The organism is Sphingomonas sp. Leaf257, from assembly GCF_001422185.1.
Lineage (GTDB): Bacteria > Pseudomonadota > Alphaproteobacteria > Sphingomonadales > Sphingomonadaceae > Sphingomonas > Sphingomonas yabuuchiae.
Window position 1 is genome coordinate 138,693 of the sequence record NZ_LMMH01000001.1, and the last position, 21,590, is coordinate 160,282.

The 21,590-nt window shown below is 67.0% G+C and carries 25 protein-coding genes and 2 tRNA genes; 7 read left to right on the top strand and 20 right to left on the bottom strand.

Annotated features, from left to right (window positions below):
- Positions 1-22 precede the first annotated feature (22 nt).
- Positions 23-940, top strand: a complete 918-nt coding sequence (ypfJ, locus tag ASF14_RS00615) for a KPN_02809 family neutral zinc metallopeptidase (RefSeq protein ID WP_056430090.1) — start codon at positions 23-25, stop codon at positions 938-940.
- A gap of 215 nt (positions 941-1,155) precedes the next feature.
- On the opposite strand, the gene ASF14_RS00620 is transcribed toward ypfJ, so the two are convergent.
- Both ASF14_RS00620 and ASF14_RS00625 read right to left on the bottom strand, forming a co-directional pair.
- Positions 1,156-2,139, bottom strand: coding sequence for an NADP-dependent oxidoreductase (locus ASF14_RS00620; protein WP_201780512.1), 984 nt, complete (start codon positions 2,137-2,139; stop codon positions 1,156-1,158).
- Between the two features lie 103 nt (positions 2,140-2,242).
- Positions 2,243-3,541: a DUF2171 domain-containing protein gene (locus tag ASF14_RS00625; protein ID WP_056430093.1), complete on the bottom strand. Its 1,299-nt coding sequence runs from the start codon at positions 3,539-3,541 to the stop codon at positions 2,243-2,245.
- Between the two features lie 248 nt (positions 3,542-3,789).
- On the opposite strand from ASF14_RS00625, the gene ASF14_RS00630 reads away from it, so the two are divergent.
- From ASF14_RS00630 to ASF14_RS00640, 3 genes are all read left to right on the top strand, one after another.
- Positions 3,790-3,865, top strand: a tRNA-Ala gene (locus ASF14_RS00630).
- A 58-nt stretch (positions 3,866-3,923) separates the two neighbouring features.
- Complete coding sequence (locus ASF14_RS00635; protein WP_056430096.1) at positions 3,924-4,682, top strand: NUDIX hydrolase; 759 nt, start codon at positions 3,924-3,926, stop codon at positions 4,680-4,682.
- The gene (locus ASF14_RS00640) at positions 4,682-5,413 is read left to right on the top strand and encodes an extensin-like domain-containing protein (RefSeq protein ID WP_056430099.1); all 732 of its coding nucleotides are present in this window, start codon (positions 4,682-4,684) and stop codon (positions 5,411-5,413) included. Before ASF14_RS00635 ends, ASF14_RS00640 begins: the two co-directional genes overlap by 1 nt.
- Positions 5,414-5,485: 72 nt before the next feature.
- Here the strand turns inward: ASF14_RS00640 and ASF14_RS00645 are convergent, their stop codons facing one another.
- The 4 genes from ASF14_RS00645 to ASF14_RS00660 form a co-directional block, all read right to left on the bottom strand.
- On the bottom strand, positions 5,486-6,043 hold the full coding sequence (locus ASF14_RS00645) for a hypothetical protein (RefSeq protein WP_056430102.1): 558 nt from the start codon (positions 6,041-6,043) through the stop codon (positions 5,486-5,488).
- A gap of 274 nt (positions 6,044-6,317) precedes the next feature.
- Complete coding sequence (locus ASF14_RS00650; RefSeq protein WP_056430106.1) at positions 6,318-6,593, bottom strand: hypothetical protein; 276 nt, start codon at positions 6,591-6,593, stop codon at positions 6,318-6,320.
- A gap of 54 nt (positions 6,594-6,647) precedes the next feature.
- Positions 6,648-7,436 carry a transglutaminase-like domain-containing protein gene (locus tag ASF14_RS00655; RefSeq protein ID WP_056430108.1) on the bottom strand — a complete coding sequence of 263 codons (789 nt, stop codon included), beginning with the start codon at positions 7,434-7,436 and terminating at the stop codon, positions 6,648-6,650.
- Between the two features lie 76 nt (positions 7,437-7,512).
- On the bottom strand, positions 7,513-8,259 hold the full coding sequence (locus ASF14_RS00660; protein WP_056430111.1) for a Bax inhibitor-1/YccA family protein: 747 nt from the start codon (positions 8,257-8,259) through the stop codon (positions 7,513-7,515).
- 123 nt (positions 8,260-8,382) lie between these two features.
- Here ASF14_RS00660 and thpR point away from each other — a divergent pair, with 123 nt between their 5' ends.
- The 3 genes from thpR to ASF14_RS00675 are packed head-to-tail and all read left to right on the top strand — an operon-like array spanning position 8,383 to position 10,183.
- On the top strand, positions 8,383-8,934 hold the full coding sequence (gene thpR, locus ASF14_RS00665; RefSeq protein WP_056430113.1) for an RNA 2',3'-cyclic phosphodiesterase: 552 nt from the start codon (positions 8,383-8,385) through the stop codon (positions 8,932-8,934).
- Between the two features lie 39 nt (positions 8,935-8,973).
- Entirely contained in the window at positions 8,974-9,510 is a 537-nt protein-coding gene (locus ASF14_RS00670) for a superoxide dismutase family protein (protein ID WP_056430117.1), read from the top strand.
- 10 nt (positions 9,511-9,520) lie between these two features.
- Positions 9,521-10,183 (top strand): HAD-IA family hydrolase, encoded by a 663-nt coding sequence (locus tag ASF14_RS00675; protein ID WP_056430120.1) that lies wholly within the window; start codon positions 9,521-9,523, stop codon positions 10,181-10,183.
- A gap of 205 nt (positions 10,184-10,388) precedes the next feature.
- Here the strand turns inward: ASF14_RS00675 and ASF14_RS00680 are convergent, their stop codons facing one another.
- From ASF14_RS00680 to gspK, 14 genes are all read right to left on the bottom strand, one after another.
- Positions 10,389-10,742 carry a HesB/IscA family protein gene (locus ASF14_RS00680; RefSeq protein ID WP_056430123.1) on the bottom strand — a complete coding sequence of 118 codons (354 nt, stop codon included), beginning with the start codon at positions 10,740-10,742 and terminating at the stop codon, positions 10,389-10,391.
- A gap of 2 nt (positions 10,743-10,744) precedes the next feature.
- Positions 10,745-11,218: an SUF system Fe-S cluster assembly protein gene (locus ASF14_RS00685; RefSeq protein ID WP_056430126.1), complete on the bottom strand. Its 474-nt coding sequence runs from the start codon at positions 11,216-11,218 to the stop codon at positions 10,745-10,747.
- Complete coding sequence (locus ASF14_RS00690) at positions 11,215-12,423, bottom strand: aminotransferase class V-fold PLP-dependent enzyme (protein WP_056430128.1); 1,209 nt, start codon at positions 12,421-12,423, stop codon at positions 11,215-11,217. The genes ASF14_RS00685 and ASF14_RS00690 overlap by 4 nt, the downstream gene beginning before the upstream one ends.
- A gap of 139 nt (positions 12,424-12,562) precedes the next feature.
- Positions 12,563-13,642, bottom strand: coding sequence for a SufB/SufD family protein (locus tag ASF14_RS00695; protein WP_056430131.1), 1,080 nt, complete (start codon positions 13,640-13,642; stop codon positions 12,563-12,565).
- Positions 13,639-14,391 (bottom strand): Fe-S cluster assembly ATPase SufC, encoded by a 753-nt coding sequence (sufC, locus tag ASF14_RS00700; protein WP_056430133.1) that lies wholly within the window; start codon positions 14,389-14,391, stop codon positions 13,639-13,641. Before sufC ends, ASF14_RS00695 begins: the two co-directional genes overlap by 4 nt.
- A 2-nt stretch (positions 14,392-14,393) precedes the next feature.
- The gene (locus ASF14_RS00705) at positions 14,394-14,804 is read right to left on the bottom strand and encodes an endonuclease domain-containing protein (RefSeq protein WP_056430135.1); all 411 of its coding nucleotides are present in this window, start codon (positions 14,802-14,804) and stop codon (positions 14,394-14,396) included.
- Between the two features lie 71 nt (positions 14,805-14,875).
- The gene (gene sufB, locus ASF14_RS00710) at positions 14,876-16,339 is read right to left on the bottom strand and encodes a Fe-S cluster assembly protein SufB (RefSeq protein ID WP_056430137.1); all 1,464 of its coding nucleotides are present in this window, start codon (positions 16,337-16,339) and stop codon (positions 14,876-14,878) included.
- Positions 16,339-16,794, bottom strand: a complete 456-nt coding sequence (locus tag ASF14_RS00715; protein WP_056430140.1) for an SUF system Fe-S cluster assembly regulator — start codon at positions 16,792-16,794, stop codon at positions 16,339-16,341. The genes sufB and ASF14_RS00715 overlap by 1 nt, the downstream gene beginning before the upstream one ends.
- A gap of 237 nt (positions 16,795-17,031) precedes the next feature.
- Entirely contained in the window at positions 17,032-18,078 is a 1,047-nt protein-coding gene (locus ASF14_RS00720; RefSeq protein WP_056430143.1) for a Glu/Leu/Phe/Val dehydrogenase family protein, read from the bottom strand.
- A gap of 132 nt (positions 18,079-18,210) precedes the next feature.
- Positions 18,211-18,287: transfer RNA gene (locus ASF14_RS00725), tRNA-His, on the bottom strand.
- A gap of 48 nt (positions 18,288-18,335) precedes the next feature.
- Positions 18,336-19,046: a type II secretion system protein N gene (gene gspN, locus ASF14_RS00730; RefSeq protein WP_236696874.1), complete on the bottom strand. Its 711-nt coding sequence runs from the start codon at positions 19,044-19,046 to the stop codon at positions 18,336-18,338.
- 11 nt (positions 19,047-19,057) lie between these two features.
- Positions 19,058-19,531: a type II secretion system protein GspM gene (gspM, locus tag ASF14_RS00735; protein ID WP_056430147.1), complete on the bottom strand. Its 474-nt coding sequence runs from the start codon at positions 19,529-19,531 to the stop codon at positions 19,058-19,060.
- The gene (gspL, locus tag ASF14_RS00740; RefSeq protein WP_056430150.1) at positions 19,528-20,610 is read right to left on the bottom strand and encodes a type II secretion system protein GspL; all 1,083 of its coding nucleotides are present in this window, start codon (positions 20,608-20,610) and stop codon (positions 19,528-19,530) included. The genes gspM and gspL overlap by 4 nt, the downstream gene beginning before the upstream one ends.
- Positions 20,610-21,587, bottom strand: a complete 978-nt coding sequence (gene gspK / locus ASF14_RS00745; protein ID WP_056430153.1) for a type II secretion system minor pseudopilin GspK — start codon at positions 21,585-21,587, stop codon at positions 20,610-20,612. Before gspK ends, gspL begins: the two co-directional genes overlap by 1 nt.
- Between the last annotated feature and the right edge of the window lie 3 nt (positions 21,588-21,590).

Sequence of the window (21,590 nt, forward strand, 5' to 3'; positions counted from 1 at the left end):
ACTATGACAAAGGGGTGAGACGATGCGGCTCGACGATTATGACAACAATATCGATGTCGGCGAGGCGCAGAGCGGTGGCGGCGGCTTTGGCGGCGGCGGCGGCGGATTGCTGTTCGGGCTGTTGCCGCTGATCGGCAGCCGCTTCGGCTGCGGCGGCATCGTCGTCGTGCTCATCATTCTGGCGGTGGTCGGCATGAACCCGCTAGGCCTGCTGACCGGCGGAGGCGGCGGCGGCAACGCCCCCGTCACCCGGTCGGCGGACTCATCCTCGGGCCAGAGCGTCCGCCAAATTTGCGAAGCCTCGTCCGAGCGCCGCGATACCTGCCGCGCGTTCAGCAATGCCGACAACACCTGGGAAAAGATCTTCGCGGAGTCGGGTCAGCGTTTCCAGGCGCCGGGCCTGCGCTTCTTCAAGCCGGATGCGAACAGCGCCCAGTCGGGGTGCGGCGTCGCGCAATCGGCGGTCGGCCCCTTCTATTGCCCGACCGATCGCAAGATCTACCTCGACACCAACTTCTTCAACGAGCTCGCCAACCGCTTCGGCGCGAAGGGCGACTTCGCGCGCTATTATGTCGTCGCGCATGAGTTCGGCCATCACATCCAGACGCTGCTCGGCACCTCGGACAAGGTGCGCCAGGCGCAGCAGGCGGCAGGCCAAGCGGAGGGCAATGCCCTGTCGGTCCGGCTGGAATTGCAGGCGGACTGTTATGCGGGCGTCTGGGCCGCGAAGAACCGCGACCGGCTGGAACCCGGCGATGTCGAGGAAGGCATGACCGCCGCCCGCGCCATCGGCGACGACACGCTCCAGCGCGAAGCCACGGGCCGGGTCGTGCCGGACAGCTTTACGCATGGTAGTTCCGAGCAGCGGATGCGCTGGCTGCGCCGAGGTATCGAGACCGGCGATCCGGCCCAGTGCGGTACGTTTTCGGGCGCGATCTGAGGGGTTTCGCGACTAACTCCGCTGCTTACGCTCCCCCTCCCGCAAGCGGGAGGGGGCCGGGGGGAGGGTAGGCCCCAAGCGACGCCGCTCGACGTACCGCCCTCCCCCAGCCCAGTTTCAGGTAAACGATGCCCCGCATCGTTTCGGTCATGCCGGGGGCATGACCGACCTGAAACTCGCCTGCGGGAGGGGAGTAGAAGAGGGAAGGCCTCCCCTTACAGCTTCACCAGCATCTTGCCCTTGTTACCGCCGGTGAACAGCGCAAGAAACGCCTCGGGCGTCTTGTCCAGACCCTCGAACACCGTCTCTTCGCGCTGCAAACCGCCATCCTTCAGGATCGCAGCCATATCGCGATAAAAGGCCGCGTGGTCCTTGAAGTCGCCGAAGATAAAGCCCTGAATCCGCACGCGGTTGCCGATCATCCGCGCGAGATATTTCAGGCTCGTCGGCTTGGCGTCGTTATAAATGTCGATCATGCCGCAGATCGCAAAACGCGCATTCTGCCTGGCATGGGCCAGCGCAGCGTCCAGGTGATCGCCACCCACATTGTCGAAATAGACGTCGATGCCGTCGGGCGCCGCTTCGCCAAGCGCCTCGACCACCGACTGGCCCGACTTATAGTCGATCACCGCATCCGCCCCCAGCGAGCGGACCCAGTCGCACTTCTTCGCGCCACCGGCCGATCCGATGACCGTCATGCCCTTGGCCTTGGCGATCTGAACCACCGTCGAGCCCACCGCCCCGGCCGCCGCCGAGACGAACACCGTCTCGCCCGGCTTGGCCTCGGCCACCTGGAGCAGGCCGTAATAGGCAGTCATGCCCGGCATGCCGAACTGCCCCAGAAAGGCCTGCGGATCGACACCCAGATCGGGCAGCGGCTGGACATGCGCAGCGGACAGTACCGCCTCGTCGCGCCAGCCCGCCATGTGGCTGACCAGCGTGCCGACCGCGATGCCGTCCGCGCGGCTCTCGACCACCTCACCGATCGCGCCGCCCTGCATCGGCTCGCCGAGCTGGAAGGGCGGGACATAGCTCTTCGTGTCGTTCATCCGGCCCCGCATATAGGGGTCGACCGACAGCCAGCGATTGGCGACCCGCACCTCACCCTCATTCAGGGCGGGCAGTTCGCGCTCGACCAGCGCGAAATCCTCCGTCACGGGGGTGCCCTTGGGGCGGGCCGCCAGGGTCCAAGCCTTCATCGTCATATCCTTTTCATCGATGTTTGCGGACATGGGAAAGGGCCCGGGTGATGTCCACCCGAGCCCTTCAAGAAAAGTCACCATTCAGTGACGTTTTTCTTTATCAATAACCCCGGCTGGTGTCCGAGGTGCTGCCCGACGTGGTGCCGATGCCGGTGGTGCTGGTCCCCGTGCCGGTCGTGGTACCGGTGGTCGAGGTCGCACCCGTCGTGCTGCTGCTATTCTGTGCCGAGCTGGTCGTACCGGTCGCACTCTGGCCGTAACCGCCCGATTGGCCGCCCGTGCCGGTCTGACCATAGCGATTGGCCTGACCGTAGCGGTCGTTCTCGTTGGTGCGATCGCCGAACATGGCGCGCGCATTTTCCTCATCCCGCCACTGGGCCTTGGCCTCCTCGGCGGTCTTGGTCAGCGTGACCTTGTCCTCGACGGACTTCAGCCAGCGCGAAGGGATCGAGTGGTGCTGGCCACCCGCATCCTTGTCGTTCTTGGTCAACAGGATGCGGTCGCCGCGCACCTTGTCGACGGTGCCGACATGGCTGCCGTCCGAGCCGACGACTTCCTGATGTTCCTTCACCTTGGGCAGAAGGCCGCGCTGGCCTTCGCGCTCGGTGCGCCAGCTCGAAAACTCGTTCTGGAACTTGGTGCGGTTCTCGCTGCGATATTCGTCATAGTCGCGGTCGAGTGCGGCGATCTGGCCCGAGCGCCAGTGGTTATAGTCATGGTCCTGCTGGGCGTAATAACGCTCGTCGAAGCGCGCATCGGCTTCACGGCGACGCTCGGCATCCTCGTCACCGAACCACGAGCGGACTTCGTCCCCGGCGCGCGCGAAGAAGCCACGATCCTCGTAATCATAGCCCTGCGGCTGGCGACCATAGTCGCGGCCGGACTGCTGCTGACGGCCATAGTCTGAACGATTATAGTCCGAACGACCATAGTCGCTGCGGCCCTGACGGTCGTCGCGGCCGTAACGGTCGCCGGTATAGCCATAGCCACGCGACGAATCGCCGTAGCTCGACGTGCCGCGATAGCCTTCGCGACCCGAGTCGCGGTCGTAGCGGTTCTCGCCGCCACGATAGGCGCCATAATTGCCCGAGCGGCCTTCGCCGTATCGACCTTCATTCTGGCGGCCGCCAAAGTCCTGGCGCCCGAAATCCTGGCGAGACGCGCCATAGTTGTCGCGGTCATAGCCCTGACGGCCATAGCCCTGGTTGCCGTAATCGCGCGCGCCGTATCCACGGCGGCTGTCGTTCCGGCTGTCGTTGCGGTCGTCGTCGAACGCACCGGCGGCTTCATAGTCACGGGCGCTGGAATAGGTGTAGTCGCGCCCCGAGCCGTAGTCCCGGCCATAGTCGAAGTCGCGGTCGCCACGGTTGGCGTCGCGGGAATAGCGGTCGTAAGCCATCCTAAACCCTCCTGAATTTCGATCCTGCGGGGGCCGACGCCGCTCGTCTGGCGGGCCGTGCCTTCCGCGTGTTTCAATGAGGCAGATCAAGACAGGTTCCGTTGGCGAGGTCCCAGCCGCGACGGATGGAGTGATGCGAAAGGCCGAAAGCAGGCCAAAATTTTTGGGTCGGGCCGTCAAAGCGGTGTTGCGTCGCCCAGGATCACGGGTTAATGGCGTCGCTCCCGACCATGGTCGGGTTACGGGGCGGGGCTGTAGCTCAGATGGGAGAGCGCTGCAATCGCACTGCAGAGGTCAGGGGTTCGATTCCCCTCAGCTCCACCACCCCGCCTTCCCTTTCATCGCTGACACCCGCCGACGCCTTTGATGCGTTGTCCGTGCGATGATTCCCGATCCCATCCCTGCCGCCACCCTGATCCTGATGCGCGAGGGGCCGGACGCCGACGCGCTTCCTGAAATCCTGATGGTCGAGCGGGGCGCGGCACTGGCCTTTCTGGGCGGTGCGATGGTGTTTCCGGGCGGGCGGGTCGATCCGGGCGATCATGCGCTGGTCCCCGCCGACGCCCCCGACCGGGAGGAAACCGCCGCCCGCATCGCCGCGATCCGCGAGACGATCGAGGAAGTGGGCTTGGGCATCGGCCTGTCGCCCTCCCCCGATGCGGCGACGCTGACCCGCTTGCGCGCGACCATGGCGGCGGGACGATCCTTTGCCGACGCACTCGCCGAGCACGGCCTGACGATCGACACCCAAGCGCTGACGCCCTTTGCCCGCTGGTGCCCCGAACATGTGCCCGTCCGCCGCTTCGATGCCCGTTTCTATCTGGCGGCGATCGCGCGTGAGGCGTCGAACCCCATGATCGACGGTTCGGAAACGGTCGGGGCCGTGTGGATGACCGCCCGCGACGCGCTGGCGGCAGCGGACGGCGGGGCGATCCGCATCATCCTTCCCACCCGGCGAACGCTGGAACGATTGGCGCTCTACCGCGATTTCTCCTCGGCCACCGCCGACGCGAGGGCCTGGCCGATCCGACGGATCATCCCTTTTCAGGCGGAGCGTGACGGCGTGGCTTGTATCTGCATCCCCGACGATCTGGGTTATCCGATCACGGCGGAACCCGTCGCCAGCGCGAGACGCGGCTGATGCGGGCGCTCCGGCGATGGACGACCGTACTGGTCGTGGTCGCCGGACTGGCGATGCTCGCGCTGCTACTCTGGGGCTGGGCGCGGCGTAACCCGCAGGATGTGCCCTGGGCACCGCTCGATCTGGGCCAGCCGGTCGGGATGTTCACTGGGCGCAAGCTGACCGCACTGACCCAGGACAGACCACAATGCCTTGGACTGCTCGATCGTGCAGGCATCCGCTACACCGCACTGCCTGCTCGGTCGGACGGCACGCAATGCGGGTATGACGACGCGGTGCGCTTTACGGTGGGTGGGGCAAGGGCCATCGGCTATCGCCCTGCGACCCTGGGCGTGTCGTGTCCGGTCGCGGCCTCGCTCGCGCTGTGGGAATGGGATGCGGTCCAGCCCGCCGCGCGCGATCTGCTGGGCAGCGAGGTCGTCGCGGTCGATCATCTGGGCAGCTATAATTGCCGCCGGATCAGCGGCCGCAGCACCAGCGACTGGAGCGAGCATGCCCGCGCCAATGCGGTCGACATAACGGGCTTTCGCCTGAACGACGGGCGGCGGATCAGCGTACTGCGTGACTGGAAAGACCAAGGTGCAAAGGGCCAATTCCTGCGCCGCGTCCGCGACCGCGCCTGCGATCTGTTCGCGACCACGTTATCGCCTGATTACAATGCCGCGCATGCCGACCATTTCCATCTGGACCAGGCCTATCGCGGGCCGATGGGCTGGCGCGCGTGCCGGTGAGGGTAAATTCCTCCCCTGCAAGGGGAGCAACAGCAACGATGGCGGAGCCCCCCGGCCCGCCATCGCGCATCATCAGTTGGCCAGCGACGTCCCGTTGGTGTCGACCTTTTCGACCCAGTGCGGGAAGAAGGCAGGCTGACGGCTCGACCAGCCCGCCGCAGTAGCAGCCGCCTCGCTGATCGACTGGAGAAGCTGCCGCCGCAATTCGGGGTGCAGATGCGGCAAGGCCGCCGCCGCGCAGAAAATCGAGGGCAGCCATGGCCGCACCTCGGCACCGATCAGCCGCTCATACAGGAACCGGAAGGCCGAAAAGCTGGTCAGTCGTCCCTGCCCCAGATCGAAGGCCGCAATCGTGACGAACGGCGCCATGAAGGGCTCCAGCGCCTCGAGGCCGCTATCGACCGGAATCAGGTGTCGGATTTCCGGCAGATTGCGGTACAGCCGGGCCTGGGCGCGGATGCTTGCCGCCTCGACCACGTCGCGCGACCAGCGAGTCATCGCGTCTTCACGGTCCAGCCCGATATCGAGCGACCGCCGGATATAACGCTGCGTTGCCGCCGCGAAGCCTGCAAATTCCTTCATTTCCGCCAAGGTCATCGCGCCTTCGGCCGGTCTGCTCCTCGATCCCATATCATCACCCCGCCCAATCGAAACTGACCCGATCATCATGCGCCCATTTGGTTAACGCAACGCTGAACGAGCCAGGACAGACGAACATGAAAAACGCCGTGCCGCAACATAGATTGCGACGAATGGCCATCGCGGCAATCAATTTCCCGAAGGACGCCCATCTCCGACATATTCGGCAAGTTTGTTGTGATTGCGCAACGGCAGGCGAATTCCGTATGAAAGAAGTAGGGGCGAGAACCTTTTCCGACCCCCGCCCCCCGTCATGCAATGCAGATCAGCGATCTTCTTCGCTATAGCCCGACGACTCAGCCGGGCCATCGCGGCCGGGCTGGGTGATCGAGGGCGGATCGCTGGCGTCCATCGATTCGTCCAGGCTCTCGTCGAGCTGGGCGTCGACATCCTCCGGATTCTTCTGCAGATCCTCGGTGATGGCGGGATCCTGCCCGGCATCCTGTTCGGGGGGACGCGGGCGGTTGCCCTGCTCGGCCTGCTCGCCGCCCGGCGCGACCGAGACGCTGTCCAGCGCGCGATCGTCGATGCTGTCGTTCATGTCACTTCCCCATCATAGTGGACAGGATCAACGAGCCAGATCGGACAAGCGTTCCTAAGCCGATCCGTCCAACCGCCGCACCGTAACCCGTTGATCGCAAAGCTGCGCTTCGCCGAACACGGTCATGAAGGCGATATCGGTCGCATCGCGGCCGACGCACACCCGCGCGATCTCGTCGGCCTGCGCCATGCCGGTCGCGTCGACCAGATGCCAGCCGCCCTCCAGCCACAGTTCGGCCACGGCGTGGAAATCGGGCGGGTCGACGCCGGGCGCATAGGCCGCGACACAGCGCGCCGGAATCTCCGCCGCCCGCGCCAGCGCCACCAGCAAATGGGTATAGTCGCGACATACCCCGCTGCGCGAACCGAAGGTATCCAGCGCGGTCGTGACGCCGCTCGACCCGCCCGACTGATAGGTCATGCGGGTCGCGACCCAATCGGCCAGCGCCGCCGCCATCGCGCCGCCGGAAAGCCCCGCGAAACGCTGGCGGACAAAGCCCTCCAGCCGGTCCGACTCGCAGTAACGGCTGGGCAGCAGATAGGGGATGAGGTCGCCCGAGAGCCCCCTGGCCGGGGTCGCCGCCAGCCCCTCCAGCCGAACGACCGGGCGTTCGACCACGACCACCGCCTCATAGCGCGCGAGCAGGCCATGATCGGCACGTATCCAGCAGCGTTGCCCGATCCCGTCCTCGCCGCGCACCGCCGCCACGGGATGATCGGACCAGATGGTCAGCGACTGATGCTCCAGCCGCTGGTCGGGGGTCGCCGCCGCCTCGATCTGGAGCAGGATATCGGCCGGTTGCTTCAGGACATAGTCGAGCGTCACGTCGATCGACAGGCGCATGGCCGCATCCCCTTCTCATGAAAAAAGGCCCGGCGGATATCCCGCCGGGCCCGTTGGATTGGCTCTGTCGATCCGATCAGTCGCGGCTGGAGCCGGTCAGACGCAGAAGGAACATGAACATGTTGATGAAGTCGAGATACAGGCTCAGCGCCGACATGATGACCACGCGGTCCTGCATGCTGGTGCCGCGCACTTCGTAATAGAGCGACTTGGTGCGCTGCGTGTCATAGGCGGTCAGGCCTGCGAACAGCAGCACGCCGACGAAGCTGATCACCAGACCCATCGTCCCCGACTGGAGGAAGATGTTGATGATGCTGGCGACGATCAGGCCGACCAGACCGATGATCAGGAAGGTGCCGAACGCCGACAGGTCTCGCTTGGTGGTGTAGCCATAGAGGCTCAGCGCCGCGAAGCCCGCTGCGGTCGCGAAGAACGCCCCCGCGATCAAACCGCCGCTATAGACCAGGAAGATGGTCGACATCGACAGGCCCATGACGACCGCGAACGCCCAGAAGAGCAGCTGCATCGTCGAGGTCTTCATGCGGTTCACGCCCATGCTCAGCGCGAACACGAAGCCCAGAGGCGCGAACATGATGACGTATTTCAGCGCGCCGCCGTTCAGGAAGACCTGCGCGGCCATGCTGTCGCGGCCACCCCATGCGAAGAGCAGCGCGACGATACCCGTCAGCAGCACGCCCGACGTCATGTAGTTGTAGACGGACAGCATGTACGAACGCAGACCCGCATCATAGGCGGTCGAGCCCGTGGTGGCTGTGGTACCGAACGGCGCGGCGCTCGGCCGTGGATCAGACCAGTTTGCCATGGTGAACTATTGCTCCTTTGCCCGGCCATATGCCGGTTAAGCGAAATATCGCTCTGTTGGGGACGCTTTTCAAGCGGGGGAGGTTCCCGTGGGCGCGACGGAATGCGATAGACATATTTTGTCATGGTCCGCCTGTTCGTCGCCCTCCGCCCGCCGCCCGCCATCCGCGACATGCTTGCCGATGCGATGGACGGCGTTCCCCAGGCGCGCTGGCAGGATGACGACCAGTTGCACCTGACCCTGCGCTTCATCGGCGAGGTCGATCGCCCCGTGGCGGAGGACATCGCCGCCGCACTGGGCCAGGTTCATGCTCCCGCGCCAATCGTTCGGATTTCGGGCGTCGGAGCCTTTGATCGCAGGGGGCGGGTCGACACGCTCTGGGCGGGCGTCACGCCGCACGATGCGCTGGCCCATCTCCATCGCAAGGTCGACCAGGCCTGTCTCCGCGCCGGCCTGTCGCCCGAATCGCGGGCCTATCTGCCGCACATCACGCTCGCCCGCCTGCCCGGCTCGGCGGGACGCGCGCCCGAGATCGAGGGATGGCGCGCGGTCCATGCGGGCCTTTCGAGCGAGCCTTTTACCATGAGGCATCTGGTCCTCTACCAGAGCCATCTGGGGCATGGCGGCGCATCCTATGAACCCGTAATGCGTTGGCCGCTTGAAACCGGCGGGTAACACGCCGCAACTACGCGTATCGAACAGGGAGCTTGCGTCATGAAATATCTCACGCTGTTGACCATCGGCACCGTCGCGCTGGGCCTGGGGGCCTGCGATCAGACGAAGATGGAGACGGGCTCCCCCACGCCGAACGGCGCCAGCGCGACCGCGAGCCTGCGGACCGGCACCGGTGCGGATGCGGGCCGCGCCACCGCGACCGAAGTCGCCGGGGGGCTGCGCATCACCCTCGACGCGATGAACGTGCCGGCGGGCATGCACGGCGTCCATGTCCACACGGTCGGCCGCTGCGACGCGCCGGACTTCACCACGGCGGGCGGCCACTGGAACCCCACCCAGCGCCAGCATGGCAGCTTGAACCCGCAGGGGCCGCATGAGGGCGACATGCCTAACATGACCGTCGGCAATGACGGGCGCGGCACGCTGGGCGTCGTGCTGCCGGGGGCCACCATGGCGGGCCTGCTCGATGCGGACGGCTCGGCGATCGTGATCCATGCCGCCGCCGACGACCTGAAGACCGATCCTAGCGGCAATAGCGGCGGCCGCATCGCCTGCGGCGTGTTCCAGGCCAACTGATCCTCAGCCGATGATCACCCCCCTGCCGACGCGCGCCTTTGGCGGCTTCCTGTTCGACATGGACGGGACGATTCTGAGTTCCATCGCCTCGGCAGAACGCGCCTGGACCGTCTGGGCGACACGGCAGGGGCTGGACGTTGCGGCGTTCCTGCCGACCATCCACGGGGTTCAGTCGGTCGAGACGATCCGGCGGCTGAACCTGCCCGGCGTCGATCCGGTGGCGGAAGCGCATGCGCTGACCGAGGCGGAGATGCTGGACGTCGACGATGTGGTGCCGATCGGCGGCGCGGCCGCGTTCCTGGCCGCGCTGCCCCCGGATCGCTGGGCCATCGTCACCTCTGCGCCCAAGCGGCTGGCGGAGGTACGGCTGAAGGCGGCGGGGCTGCCTTTACCCGGCGTGTTCGTGACGGCGGAGGATGCGGAGCGGAGCAAGCCCGCGCCCGATGGCTTCCTGCTCGGGGCCAAGCGGCTGGGCGTCGCGCCGGAGGATTGCCTGGCCTTCGAAGACGCCCCCGCCGGGATCGCGGCGGCCGAGGCGGCGGGGATGACGGTGGTGGTGATTACCGAGACGCATCGGGGGGCGATGGATACCCCCCATGCGACGGTGGCGGATTATCGCGACCTGGCGGTGGAGTGGGATGGCGCCAGCCTGAAGCTGGAGCACCGGGTCTGATCCCAACTGTTCCCCGGCGAAGGCCGGGGCCCAGTTGCGGTTCATTTTCGGGGGACGCGGGACCTTTGCCTCCCACGCGGCGGTACCCCGCCATCTCGACCGAAAAGAAACTGGACCCCGGCCTTCGCCGGGGAACAGCTTATGGAAAGGTTGCCCTCCCCTACCCCCGTTCAGCCTGAGCGAAGTCGAAGGGACAACCTCCCCCTCAAACCGTGAAGCTCTCCCCACACCCGCACGCGCCCTTGGCGTTGGGATTCTGGAACACGAACCCGGCGGTGAAGTCATCCTCGACCCAGTCCATGGTCGAGCCGATGAGGTACAGGATCGAGCCGCCATCGACGAACAGCGTGCCGCCCGGCGTGTCGATCTTCTCGTCGAACGCCTTGGCCTCGGTGACATAATCGACCGAATAGGCCAGCCCCGAACAGCCGCGACGCGGCGTCGACAGCTTCACCCCGATGGCCCCCTCCGGCGCGCGCGCCATCAGCTCGGCGACACGCGCCTCGGCGGAGGGCGTCAGGTTCAGTGCGGCGGGACGCGGGCGCAAGGTGGTCGCCATGGTCAGAGCATCCCCAGTTCGAGCTTGGCATCGTCCGACATCTTCTGCGGGTCCCAGGGCGGATCCCAGACGAGGTTGACGTCCGCCGTCGCGATCCCCGGCACCGCCGAGACGCGCAGTTCCACCTCGCCCGGCATCGACTCGGCGACCGGGCAATGCGGGGTGGTCAGCGTCATGGTGACGACCGCATGGCCGCCCTCGGTCACCTCGACTCCGTAAATCAGCCCCAGGTCATAGATATTGACCGGAATCTCGGGGTCGAAAATATCCTTCAGCGCGTCGATGATGCCGTCATACAGCGCCCCGCCCGGCTGGGTCGGGTCGTCGGCGGTCGGCTTTTGCGAGAGGAAGCCCGACAGATAATCACGCTGGCGTTCCGTCACAGCTTCGGCCGCCGGAGCCTCGACTACGTCCTGCACACGCGCCTTGGGTGGCGATGCGACGCTGTCCACTTCCTCGATTTTGTAATCGCTCATCCGAAAATCCTCGTGACCCGCCGGACGCCATCCACCAGCGCCGCGACGTCATCGGGTCCGTTATACACGCCGAAACTCGCCCGCGCGGTGGCGGGCAGGCCGAGCGCGTCCATCAGCGGCTGGGCGCAATGATGGCCTGCGCGAATCGCCACCCGGCTCTCGTCCAATATGGTGCCGATATCATGGGGATGAACCCCCTCGACCACGAAACTGACGATTCCCGCCGAGTCTTCAGGCCCCAGCAACCGCACCGAATTGATCGCCGACAGCCCCTCGCGCGCCTGGGCGACCAGGGCCGCCTCATGCGCATGGATCGCGTCCAGCCCGATCGCCGATACATAGTCGATCGCAGCATGCAGCCCGAGTGCGCCGACGATATGCGGCGTCCCCGCCTCGAACCGGCCGGGCGGCGGGGCATAGGTGGTCTTCTCGAAGCTCACCCGGTCGATCATCGACCCGCCACCCTGATAGGGGGGCATCGCCTCCAACAACTCAGGCCGCGCCCACAGCACGCCGATACCGGTCGGGCCGTAAAGCTTGTGACCGGAAAAGACGTAAAAGTCGCAATCCAGCGCCTTCACGTCCACCGCGATGCGCGGCACCGCCTGGCACCCGTCGAGCAGGATCTTCGCACCCACGCCATGCGCCAGATCGGCCGCACGGCGTGTATCCAGCACCGAGCCCAGCACGTTCGACACATGGCCCAGCGACACCAGCTTGTGCGAACGCGTCAGCATCCGCTCCATCGCATCCAGGTCGATGCGGTGGTCTGCCGTCAACGGCAGCACGTCGATCGCGACGCCCAGCCGCTCGGCGACCATCTGCCACGGCACGATGTTGGAGTGATGCTCCAGCATCGACAACAGGATGCGGTCGCCCGCCTTGAGGTTGGTCGCGGCCCAGCACTGCGCGATCAGATTGATCCCCTCGGTCGCGCCGCGCGTGAAGACGATCTCGTTCGCCGAGCCCGCCCCGATGAACCGCGCCGTCGCCTCGCGCGCCTTCTCATACGCGACCGTCATGTCGGCCGAGCGCTGATAGACGCCGCGATGCACGGTGGCATAGCTCGTGTCATAGGCGCGGGTGATCGCGTCGATCACCGCTTGCGGCTTCTGCGCGGTCGCGGCGGTGTCGAGATAGGCCCAGCCGTCCGGGATCGCCGGAAAATCCGCCACCCGGTCGAGGGGGGATGCCATCGCAACCATCAAATCCTCCCCAAGCTATGCTTGGGGAGGGGGACCATGCGCAGCATGGTGGAGGGGCAGCGCCCGACCAGCCCCTCCACCACCGCTTCGCGGCGGTCCCCCTCCCCATCGGTGATGGGGAGGATTTGGGTCATGGCTTTCAAAGCGCCGCCTCCAGCCAGGCGTCCGCGTCCGCCGCAAAGGCCTCGCGCACCACCTCGTTGCCGATCCGGTCGATCGCGTCCGCCACGAAGGCGCGGGTCAGCAGCGCCTGCGCGCGCGGCTTCGGGATGCCCCGGCTCTGCATGTAGAACAGCGCCTTGGCATCGAGTTCGCCCACGGTCGCACCATGCGCGCACTTCACGTCGTCGGCGAATATCTCCAGCTCGGGCTTCAAATTCACCGTCGCCGTCCGCTGGAGCAGCAGACCGCGCAAGCTCTGCTCGCCATCGGTCTTCTGCGCATCGCGCGCCACTTCGACCCGTGCGGCGAGGCTCGCCTGGCTGCGATCGGCGGCGACCGCACGCCACAGCTGATGGCTCTGGCCATTCAGCGCGGCATGGCGCAGGGCGACAGCGCATTCCTGCTTGAGTTCGCCCTTGGTCAGCAACGCGCCGCCGAACTCGGCATAGGCGCCGTCGCCGGTCTGGGTAATGCCGCCGTCGATCCGCGCGCCCATCGTTCCTGCCGCCAGGAAGGTCGCGGTCAGGCTCGCGCCCTCGCCCAGTTCGGCTTCCTCACGCAGCGACACGAAGCCATCGTCCTGCAACAATCGCACGGCGCGCATCAGCCGCGCCGACGCCGCCAGCTTCACCCGCGTCAGCCGGTTGGTCCAGCCGCGCCCGACATAGGTCTCATAGACCTGCGCCGCCGCATCCTCGGCCAGCACGATCTCGGCGGGCAGGTGGTTGGCCGCACCGCTGGCGACATGGACGATCTGCACGGGCTCGGCGACCGCATCGCGATCCAGCCGCAACGACCAGCCGCGCCCCAGCGCCTGCTTGCCCAGCGGATGGTCGCTCGCGTCGATCTGGGTCAGCTGCACCGGGCCGAGATCGCTGGCGCTTTCATCCAGCACGCCGTCGACGAACAGCAACCGTGCGCCCGGCAGATCGAGGAAACGATCCGCGCCCGCGACCGGCACTGCCCGCTCGCTCTCCGCCGCGCGGCGAAGCGCGTCGATATCGGCCCAGCGCCACGCCTCTTCGCGGGTCGAGGGGAGTTCCAGCGTGGTCGTCACGCCGCCGCTCCCTCGACGCCTGCATAGCCTTCCCGCTCCAGTTCGAGCGCGAGTTCGGGGCCACCCGAACGCACGATGCGGCCATCGGCCAGCACATGCACCCGGTCGGGCTGCACATAGTCGAGCAGCCGCTGATAATGGGTGATCAGCAGCACCGCCTTGTCGGGGGCGCGCATGATCCGGTTGATGCCGTCGCCAACGATGCGCAGCGCGTCGATGTCGAGGCCCGAGTCCGTCTCGTCCAGGATGGCGAACTTGGGGTTCAGGATGCCCATCTGGACCATCTCGTTGCGCTTCTTCTCGCCGCCCGAAAAGCCGACATTGACCGGACGCTTGAGCATGTCCTGGTTCAGCCCCAGCCCGTCGGCCTGCGCGCGCGCCAGCTTCAGGAATTCACCACCCGACAGCGGCTTTTCGTCACGCTGCCCACGCTGCGCGTTCAGGCTCTCGCGCAGGAACTGGACGTTGGACACGCCGGGAATCTCGACCGGATACTGGAAGCCCAGGAACAGACCGGCCGCGGCGCGCTCGTTCGGCTCCAGTTCGAGCAGGTCGACGCCGTCGAACGTCACCGAACCCTCGGTCACCTCGTAACCGGGACGCCCGCCCAGCACATAGCCCAGCGTCGACTTGCCCGCGCCGTTCGGCCCCATGATCGCATGGACCTGACCCGCATTCACCTCGAGCGTCAGGCCCTTGAGGATCGGCTTGCCGTCAATCTCGGCGTGGAGGTTTTCAATTTTCAGCATTGTCATATCCCTGTCAGCCCCTCCCCTTCAGGGGAGGGGTTGGGGTGGGGCGTCCGCCGCGCGGGCATCGCTTGCAGCGTGCCGAGCAGGTGCGCCAAAACACCCTCGATATTGTGCATCACATCCGTGTTACCGATGCGAACGATCTTAAAACCCAATTCCGCCAGCGCTGCATCGCGTCGGAAATCTCGCTGCGCGTCGACATGCGTATCACCATCGACTTCCACGATCAGGCCTGTCGCCAGGCAGAGGAAGTCCACGATGTAATGGCCGATCACGCTTTGCCGCCGGAATTTGAAACCGCCCAGTTGCGATCGCGACAAATACGCCCAAAGCCGCTTCTCCGGCTCGGTCGGTTCGCGACGCATTTGGCGCGCGTGACCCGACAAACGATCCAAAGCCCGCGCGGACATGCCCCACCCCCGGCCCCTCCCCTGAAGGGGAGGGGTGTCGAGGCGTCGTGCATCGTCGCGCGGGGTCAGCATCACCCGACCGAACCCTCCAGCGAAATCCCCAGCAGCTTCTGCGCCTCGACCGCGAACTCCATGGGCAACTGCTGCAGAACCTCGCGCGCAAAGCCGTTGACGATCAGCGCGACGGCCGCTTCCTGATCCAACCCACGGCTCATCGCGTAGAAGAGCTGGTCCTCGCTGATCTTGCTGGTCGTCGCCTCATGCTCGATCTGCGCGCTGGGATTCTTCACCTCGATGTACGGCACGGTATGCGCGCCGCACTGGTCGCCCAGCAACAGGCTGTCGCACTGGGTGAAGTTGCGGACATTCTCGGCGGTCGCCGCCACGCGGACAAGCCCGCGATAGGTGTTGTCCGAGCGCCCGGCGGAAATCCCCTTCGACACGATGGTCGAGCGGGTGTTCTTGCCCAGATGGATCATCTTGGTGCCGGTATCGGCCTGCTGGCGATTGTTGGTGACCGCCACCGAGTAGAACTCGCCGACCGAGCCGTCGCCTGCCAGCACGCAGGACGGATATTTCCACGTCACCGCCGAGCCGGTTTCGACCTGCGTCCACGATACCTTGCTGTTCTTGCCTTGGCACAGCGCACGCTTGGTGACGAAGTTGTAGATGCCGCCGACACCATTCTCGTCGCCCGGATACCAGTTCTGGACGGTCGAGTATTTGATCTCGGCATCGTCCAGCGCGACCAGCTCGACGACGGCGGCGTGCAGCTGGTTCTCGTCGCGCATCGGCGCGGTGCAGCCTTCGAGATAGGAGACATAGGCCCCCTTGTCCGCCACGATCAGCGTGCGTTCGAACTGGCCGGTATTCTCCGCGTTGATGCGGAAATAGGTCGACAGCTCCATCGGGCAGCGAACGCCCTCGGGGATGTAGACGAAGGTGCCGTCCGAGAAGACCGCCGAGTTGAGCGTCGCGAAATAATTATCGCGCTGCGGCACGACCTTGCCCAGCCATTTGCGGACGAGATCGGGATATTCCTTGATCGCCTCGGAGATCGAGCGGAAGATGACACCCGCCGCTTCCAGCTCCTTGCGGAAGGTGGTCGCGACCGAGACGCTGTCGAACACCGCATCGACCGCGACCTTACGCGCGCCCTCGACGCCCGCGAGCACTTCCTGCTCGGCGATCGGGATGCCCAGCTTTTCGTAGGTGCGGCGAATCTCAGGGTCGAGCTCGTCCAGCGACGCGATCGTCTTCTTCTGCTTGGGCTCCGCGTAATAATACGCGTCCTGATAATCGATCGGCGGGATGTTCAGCTTGGCCCAGTCCGGGCTCTCCAGCGTCTGCCAAAGGCGAAACGCCTTCAGCCGCCAGTCGAGCATCCATTCCGGCTCGCCCTTCTTGGCCGAGATATAGCGGACCGTATCCTCGCTCAGCCCCTTGGGCGCGAAGTCCTGCTCGATCTCGGTGGCGAAGCCCCACTCATACTTCTTGTTGGCGGCGGCGAGCGCCTCTGCATTCTTCGTGGCCATCAGGCGAATACCCCCGGACGCGGGGAGGCGTCCATCACTTGCGATTCAACAGGATCGGCGGCGAGCGTTGCGAGCGTCACCCCGGAAAAGGCGGCGCGTACCGCCTGATTGACGACATGCCAATGCGGCCGGACACGACATTGCATTTCCAGGCCGCAATCGTGCGCAGCGCCATCGACACACGCGGTCAGCGCGATCGGGCCGTCCACCGCCTCGACGATATCGGCCAGGCTGATCGTATCGGCGTCGCGCGCCAGACGGATGCCGCCGCCGGTGCCGCGCGTACTCTCGATCAGGCCCGCGCCCGCCAGACGGCTGACCAGCTTCTGCGCGGTGGGCAAAGGCACGCCCGTCTGCCCGGCCAGCAGGGTCGCGTTGCTCCGCCCACCGGCACCTTCGCGCGCGGCGGCGGTCATCATCACGACCGCATAATCGGCTAGGCTGGAAAGGCGCATGATCTCCCAATCGGATGGATTTGGTCCGATTGGCAAATGGGCGCGAGGGGGCGGTTCGTCAACCGGGTTTCGGTGCGGGAATTTCGATGGGTGTGAGTGAGGGGGCCTCACACTCTTCTTAAGCCCCTCCCGCAGGCGGGAGGGGTTTGGGGAGGGCAATGCCACAAGCGATGGTCTCGGTGAGACTCCTTGCCCTCCCCCATCCCCTCCCGCTTGCGGGAGGGGCGTGAGACTCAATTAACGCCCGATCAGGCCCTGCGCGATTTCATCCGCGACGTCCGAGGCCGGATGGCCGGTCTCGGCCGAGCGCTGCCAGACCTGTTCCAGACGCTCGGGAATCTTGGCGATGCGCGCCATGACTTCGGCCTCGTCGCCCTGGCCCAGATATTCCAGCCCGACATTGATGATGCCGCCCGCGTTGATGACGTAATCGGGGGCATAGAGGATGCCCGCCTCTGCCACGCGCGCGCCGTCTTCGCGGGTCGCAAGCTGGTTGTTGGCGCCGCCTGCGACCACCTTCGCCTTCAGCCGCTGGATCGAATCGGCGTTCAGCACCGCGCCCAAAGCGTTGGGGCTGACCAGATCGACATCGGCGAACAGGATCTCGTCCGCCGGGGCGACGCTGGCACCCAGTTCGGCCGCCATCTGTTCGGCGCGCGCCTGGTTCACATCGGCGATGGTCAGGACCGCGCCGTCCTTCGCCAGCAGCTTGGCCAGACCGCCACCGACAGAGCCGACGCCCTGGATCGCGACCCGCACGCCCTTCATGTCGGTCGCGCCCAGACCACGGCTGGCGGCGGCCTTCACGCCCAGATAGACGCCGTGCGCGGTGTAGGGGCCGGGGTCGCCGCCCGCCGCGCCGCTAGCCACCGGCAGGCCGGAGACATAGCGGGTCTGGGTCGCGATGACCTTCATCCGCTCCTCGGACATGCCGACATCCTCGGCCGTCACGTAACGACCGCCCAGCGACTCGACCGCGCGGCCGAACGCTTCCAGCTGTGCGGTGGTGATGACGTCGCCCGGCTTGGCCGCCAGGACCACGCCCTTGCCGCCGCCCAGCGCCAGCCCCGCCATCGCGTTCTTGTAGCTCATGCCGCGCGACAGGCGCAGCGCGTCGGTGATGGCAAGCGCGGGCGTGCCATAGTTCCAGAAGCGCGCCCCGCCCGCCGCCGGGCCGAGATGCGTCGAGTGCACGGCGATAACCGCCTGCAGACCCGAAGCGGGATCGGTGAACAGGTGCACGCCTTCATGCGCGTCGAAATCGGGAAAGCCCCAGTTCGTCATGCTCGTCCTTCGGTCCGACAAAAGCGGAACCGGACCGAGACTTTCGACCCGGCCACCCTATCGGCGAGGATTGAGGGGGGACACGGGCGAGAAAGGGGCCGGTGCCGTGGCCAGGATATGGCCGGAGAAGAATGGGGCGACCGACGGGACTTGAACCCGCAACTTCCGGCATCACAAGCCGGCGCTCTAACCAATTGAACTACGGTCGCCGCGAAGGCTTGCGCCCCTAAACGGGATCACCCGCTTTCGTCAAGCGGTCAAAATCGTCCTTCTACGGAAAGTCGGTATCCGCCGCCCGTACCGGCGACGAAACCCAACTGCTCCAGCTTCGTCGCCGCCGCCGGATCGCCCGGCGTCAGGACCAGGTCGGCGGTGTAGCGGCCATCGGGCCGTATGCGCAGGTTGACGCCCTCGGTGCCCCCCTGCCCCGTCATCGGCAGAAGCAGCGCGCCCGCCTCGCATCGTGCGGTGCCCATCATCATCGGCGGCAGCGGCAGGCCGCCCGCCTCACCCACCACGGTCGCGCGGACGCGGCCCGCCGCTTCCTCGCACACGCCGTCTCGGAAGCGGACCGTCACATCCTCCAGCGTCTGCGTCGTGACCGGCAGCGGCGCAAAGAGCGTGGCGGTGGGCAGGCTGGCGGTCACGCCGTCGATGCCCATCGCATGGCGGCTGATCGTCGCGGACCCGGCGATCGGGCGACCATCCGCCCCGGCTCCCTCGAACGCCAGCCTGGCCCGGCCGAGCAACAGGGCCAGCGGCGACAGCGACACGCGCAGGTCGCCCAGCGCCACGTCGCCGAACCGCGCTTCGTTCATGCTGCCGCCCCAGATCGTGCCGCCGACCCGCCGCGCGGTCAGCCCTTGATCGGCAAGCCCCGTCGCGCCCAGCGCCAGCCGCATCGGCAGGAAGACGATCAGCGCCACGACCAGCATGGCGGCGAACAGCACCGAAGGCCGCGTGGTCATCCGCAGCCGCATCAGGACACCCGTGTCCGCAAGAGAAGGGCGACGCCCACCGTCCGGTCGCCATTGTCGGTCAGGGTCGCCTGCTCGACCAGCACGCCGCCCCGCTCCAGCCGCGCCAGCCACGGCGTCAGCGCGGCGGGTCTGGCGGAGGCGATCTGCGCCCGCACCCGGCCGGGGCCGTCCTCGGTCAGGGTGGAAAGGCTGAAGCCCGCCTGTTCCGCCGACAGCCGCACCGTATCGGCCAGGGTGCCCGAAAGTGCGGGCGGACGGCGGCGGCGCTGACTCAACTCGGCGGCGACGGCTTGCGCCTCGCCCAGTCGGATCACCGCATCGGCATGACGCTCGCGCGCGCTCGACAGGCCATCGCCCAGCGGCCGCAATATCGCGCCCCAGAGGAGCGTCACGACCAGCAATGCGCCCATGACCAGCAGCAGCCGCTTCTCGCGAAGGGAGCGGCCATCGAACCAGAGTTTCAGCGCCTTCATCGTGCGCGCACCGTGAATTCTCCCGTGATCCGACCATTGGCCGCGACGAAGGTGCTGGGCTGGACGGTGAAACCCTCCACCTCGATCGCGCGCTTAAGATCGGTGGCCAGCGCCTCGCGGTCGACCGCGACGCCGAGCCGGACGTCGCCATTGGGCTGGAAATCGAGGGCGGTCAGCTCCGTGCCCGGCACCGCGCGCACGGCCGCGAACACCGCCGCCGCCGTCCGGCTGAACCCCTGCCCCGGCCCGCGCACCGCCGACAATCGCTCGGTCAGCTGGCGGTCGGCATCGACCAAGGTCTCGCCACGCGGCAGGGCGGTGCGGGCGATCTGCTCGATCTTCGCCTCGGTCGCGTCGGCGGCGAAGCTGTACTTGGTCCAGCGCACGAAATCGATCGCCAGCGTGGCGACGACGATGGCGACGCCCAGCCATGCCAGGCGCTTGACCAGCCGCCAGTCGATCGAAAAGCCCCGCCGCCGCGCGAACGGCCCCTGCCGCAGGTCGAGCGCGGGCGCGGCGGCCACCGCCCCCAGCGCGGCCGCGACCGCCGCATCGTCCAGCTCGTCGAGCGGCGCGTCACCCGTGACGATCTCGGTAAAGCCGGGCTCGTCGGCAAAGCCCGAGGCCCGCCCGCGCACCACGCCCTGCCCGGCCAGGTCGCCACGCACATAACCCTCTTCGGGGCGCGGCAGCAGCAGCGGTGCGGGCACGACCGCGACCGGATCGACCCCCGCCGCGCCCAGCCGCGCCAGCCAGCCCGCCATCGCGCCGCGATTGACGATGCCGATGGGGCGGCTGCCTGCCTCGTCCTCGCCGACCGCGACGTGCAGTTCGTCCATCGGCGCGGCACTCACCTCGGCCGCCAGCAGCCGCGCGGCGGCGGCGGCCTGTGCCGTCGAACGGGCGGGAATCTCGGCCCAGTGCAGCGACACCGCATCGGCGGGTGCGACCGCGACGACGTCGCCATCCCCCTGCGGCAGGCCCTCTCCGGCGGCGGCGACGCGTTCGTCCTCGATCCGCATCCAGCGATAGTCGCCGCCCTCGCCCGGCGGCAGGAACAGGAGGTTGGTTGCAGTCATCACTCTTCCCCCCAAATCCGCGCCACCAGACGCGGCGGCTGTCGCGTGGCGTCGACCAGCGCGCGTTCCTGCACCGTCACGCTGCCCAGACCGACATCGATCCGCAAGTTGAACCAGCGCGTCGTCACCGCCACGCCGCCGCCCCCGCTCGCCCCCGGTATCTGCGCCCAGAAGGCGCTCACGTCCGCATAGCCTTGCGGCGGGCGGCGCAAAAGGGCCTGGGCGATGGCGCCGGGCGAAATCGTATCGGCCTGCGCCATGGCGACCAAAGGCGCCTGTTCGGGGGCCAGCGTGTTGATGTTGACCGTCGTCGGCTTCGCCTCGGGCAGGGTGCAGAGCCAGGGGCGAAGCCGGGCATAGAGTTCGGGCGTGACGCCGCTGACCATGCGCAGCTCGCTGACATCCGTCATCATCGCGCCGCCGGTCCGATAGGACGGATCACGCGCCAGATAGACGGGGTCCTCCGCGCCGCCCCCTTGCGGGTTCTGGTCGCTGTCGATCCAGTCGGACGCCGCGGTCGCGACCTGTTGCGCGACCTGGCCGGGCACGTTCAGCAGCCGCATCAGCTTGGCGAAATGCGCGACCTCGACCGCATTGCCGATCAGCGTGCCGGGCTGGCCGGGCAGGTCCTGCGCCAGGCCGTTCAGGTTGAAACAATTGCCTCCGTCCGTCACCCGCGCGACGGCACTGCTTCCGCCCGCGACCTCGCCCAGCGGCAATGCGAAGGGCCGGTCGCTCCACCCACCGAGCAGCGACACCTTGCCTTGGGCGCGCTCCAGCAGATCGCCGATCCGGATGATCGCCAGCGCTTCGGCGGCATAGGCGAAACCGCGCGCCTGCTCGATCGCCACCGCATTGCCGCCGAGCCGCGTCGACAGGCGCAGCTTTTCCAGCGCGGTCGCGGCCAGCACCGCGATGACGGCGACCAGAATCAGGACGGTCAGCAGCGCGGCCCCGCGCTCGCCCGCTGGCGGCATGGG

Bases quoted from the DNA above. Each gene is read 5' to 3' on its own strand.
- ypfJ (WP_056430090.1), top strand. From the start codon at position 23: ATGCGGCTCGACGATTATGACAACAATATCGATGTCGGCGAGGCGCAG.
- ASF14_RS00620 (WP_201780512.1), bottom strand. From the start codon at position 2,139: ATGAAGGCTTGGACCCTGGCGGCCCGCCCCAAGGGCACCCCCGTGACG.
- ASF14_RS00625 (WP_056430093.1), bottom strand. From the start codon at position 3,541: ATGGCTTACGACCGCTATTCCCGCGACGCCAACCGTGGCGACCGCGAC.
- ASF14_RS00635 (WP_056430096.1), top strand. From the start codon at position 3,924: ATGATTCCCGATCCCATCCCTGCCGCCACCCTGATCCTGATGCGCGAG.
- ASF14_RS00640 (WP_056430099.1), top strand. From the start codon at position 4,682: ATGCGGGCGCTCCGGCGATGGACGACCGTACTGGTCGTGGTCGCCGGA.
- ASF14_RS00645 (WP_056430102.1), bottom strand. From the start codon at position 6,043: ATGGGATCGAGGAGCAGACCGGCCGAAGGCGCGATGACCTTGGCGGAA.
- ASF14_RS00650 (WP_056430106.1), bottom strand. From the start codon at position 6,593: ATGAACGACAGCATCGACGATCGCGCGCTGGACAGCGTCTCGGTCGCG.
- ASF14_RS00655 (WP_056430108.1), bottom strand. From the start codon at position 7,436: ATGCGCCTGTCGATCGACGTGACGCTCGACTATGTCCTGAAGCAACCG.
- ASF14_RS00660 (WP_056430111.1), bottom strand. From the start codon at position 8,259: ATGGCAAACTGGTCTGATCCACGGCCGAGCGCCGCGCCGTTCGGTACC.
- thpR (WP_056430113.1), top strand. From the start codon at position 8,383: ATGGTCCGCCTGTTCGTCGCCCTCCGCCCGCCGCCCGCCATCCGCGAC.
- ASF14_RS00670 (WP_056430117.1), top strand. From the start codon at position 8,974: ATGAAATATCTCACGCTGTTGACCATCGGCACCGTCGCGCTGGGCCTG.
- ASF14_RS00675 (WP_056430120.1), top strand. From the start codon at position 9,521: ATGATCACCCCCCTGCCGACGCGCGCCTTTGGCGGCTTCCTGTTCGAC.
- ASF14_RS00680 (WP_056430123.1), bottom strand. From the start codon at position 10,742: ATGGCGACCACCTTGCGCCCGCGTCCCGCCGCACTGAACCTGACGCCC.
- ASF14_RS00685 (WP_056430126.1), bottom strand. From the start codon at position 11,218: ATGAGCGATTACAAAATCGAGGAAGTGGACAGCGTCGCATCGCCACCC.
- ASF14_RS00690 (WP_056430128.1), bottom strand. From the start codon at position 12,423: ATGGTTGCGATGGCATCCCCCCTCGACCGGGTGGCGGATTTTCCGGCG.
- sufC (WP_056430133.1), bottom strand. From the start codon at position 14,391: ATGCTGAAAATTGAAAACCTCCACGCCGAGATTGACGGCAAGCCGATC.
- ASF14_RS00705 (WP_056430135.1), bottom strand. From the start codon at position 14,804: ATGTCCGCGCGGGCTTTGGATCGTTTGTCGGGTCACGCGCGCCAAATG.
- sufB (WP_056430137.1), bottom strand. From the start codon at position 16,339: ATGGCCACGAAGAATGCAGAGGCGCTCGCCGCCGCCAACAAGAAGTAT.
- ASF14_RS00715 (WP_056430140.1), bottom strand. From the start codon at position 16,794: ATGCGCCTTTCCAGCCTAGCCGATTATGCGGTCGTGATGATGACCGCC.
- ASF14_RS00720 (WP_056430143.1), bottom strand. From the start codon at position 18,078: ATGACGAACTGGGGCTTTCCCGATTTCGACGCGCATGAAGGCGTGCAC.
- gspN (WP_236696874.1), bottom strand. From the start codon at position 19,046: ATGACCACGCGGCCTTCGGTGCTGTTCGCCGCCATGCTGGTCGTGGCG.
- gspM (WP_056430147.1), bottom strand. From the start codon at position 19,531: ATGAAGGCGCTGAAACTCTGGTTCGATGGCCGCTCCCTTCGCGAGAAG.
- gspL (WP_056430150.1), bottom strand. From the start codon at position 20,610: ATGACTGCAACCAACCTCCTGTTCCTGCCGCCGGGCGAGGGCGGCGAC.
- gspK (WP_056430153.1), bottom strand. From the start codon at position 21,587: ATGCCGCCAGCGGGCGAGCGCGGGGCCGCGCTGCTGACCGTCCTGATT.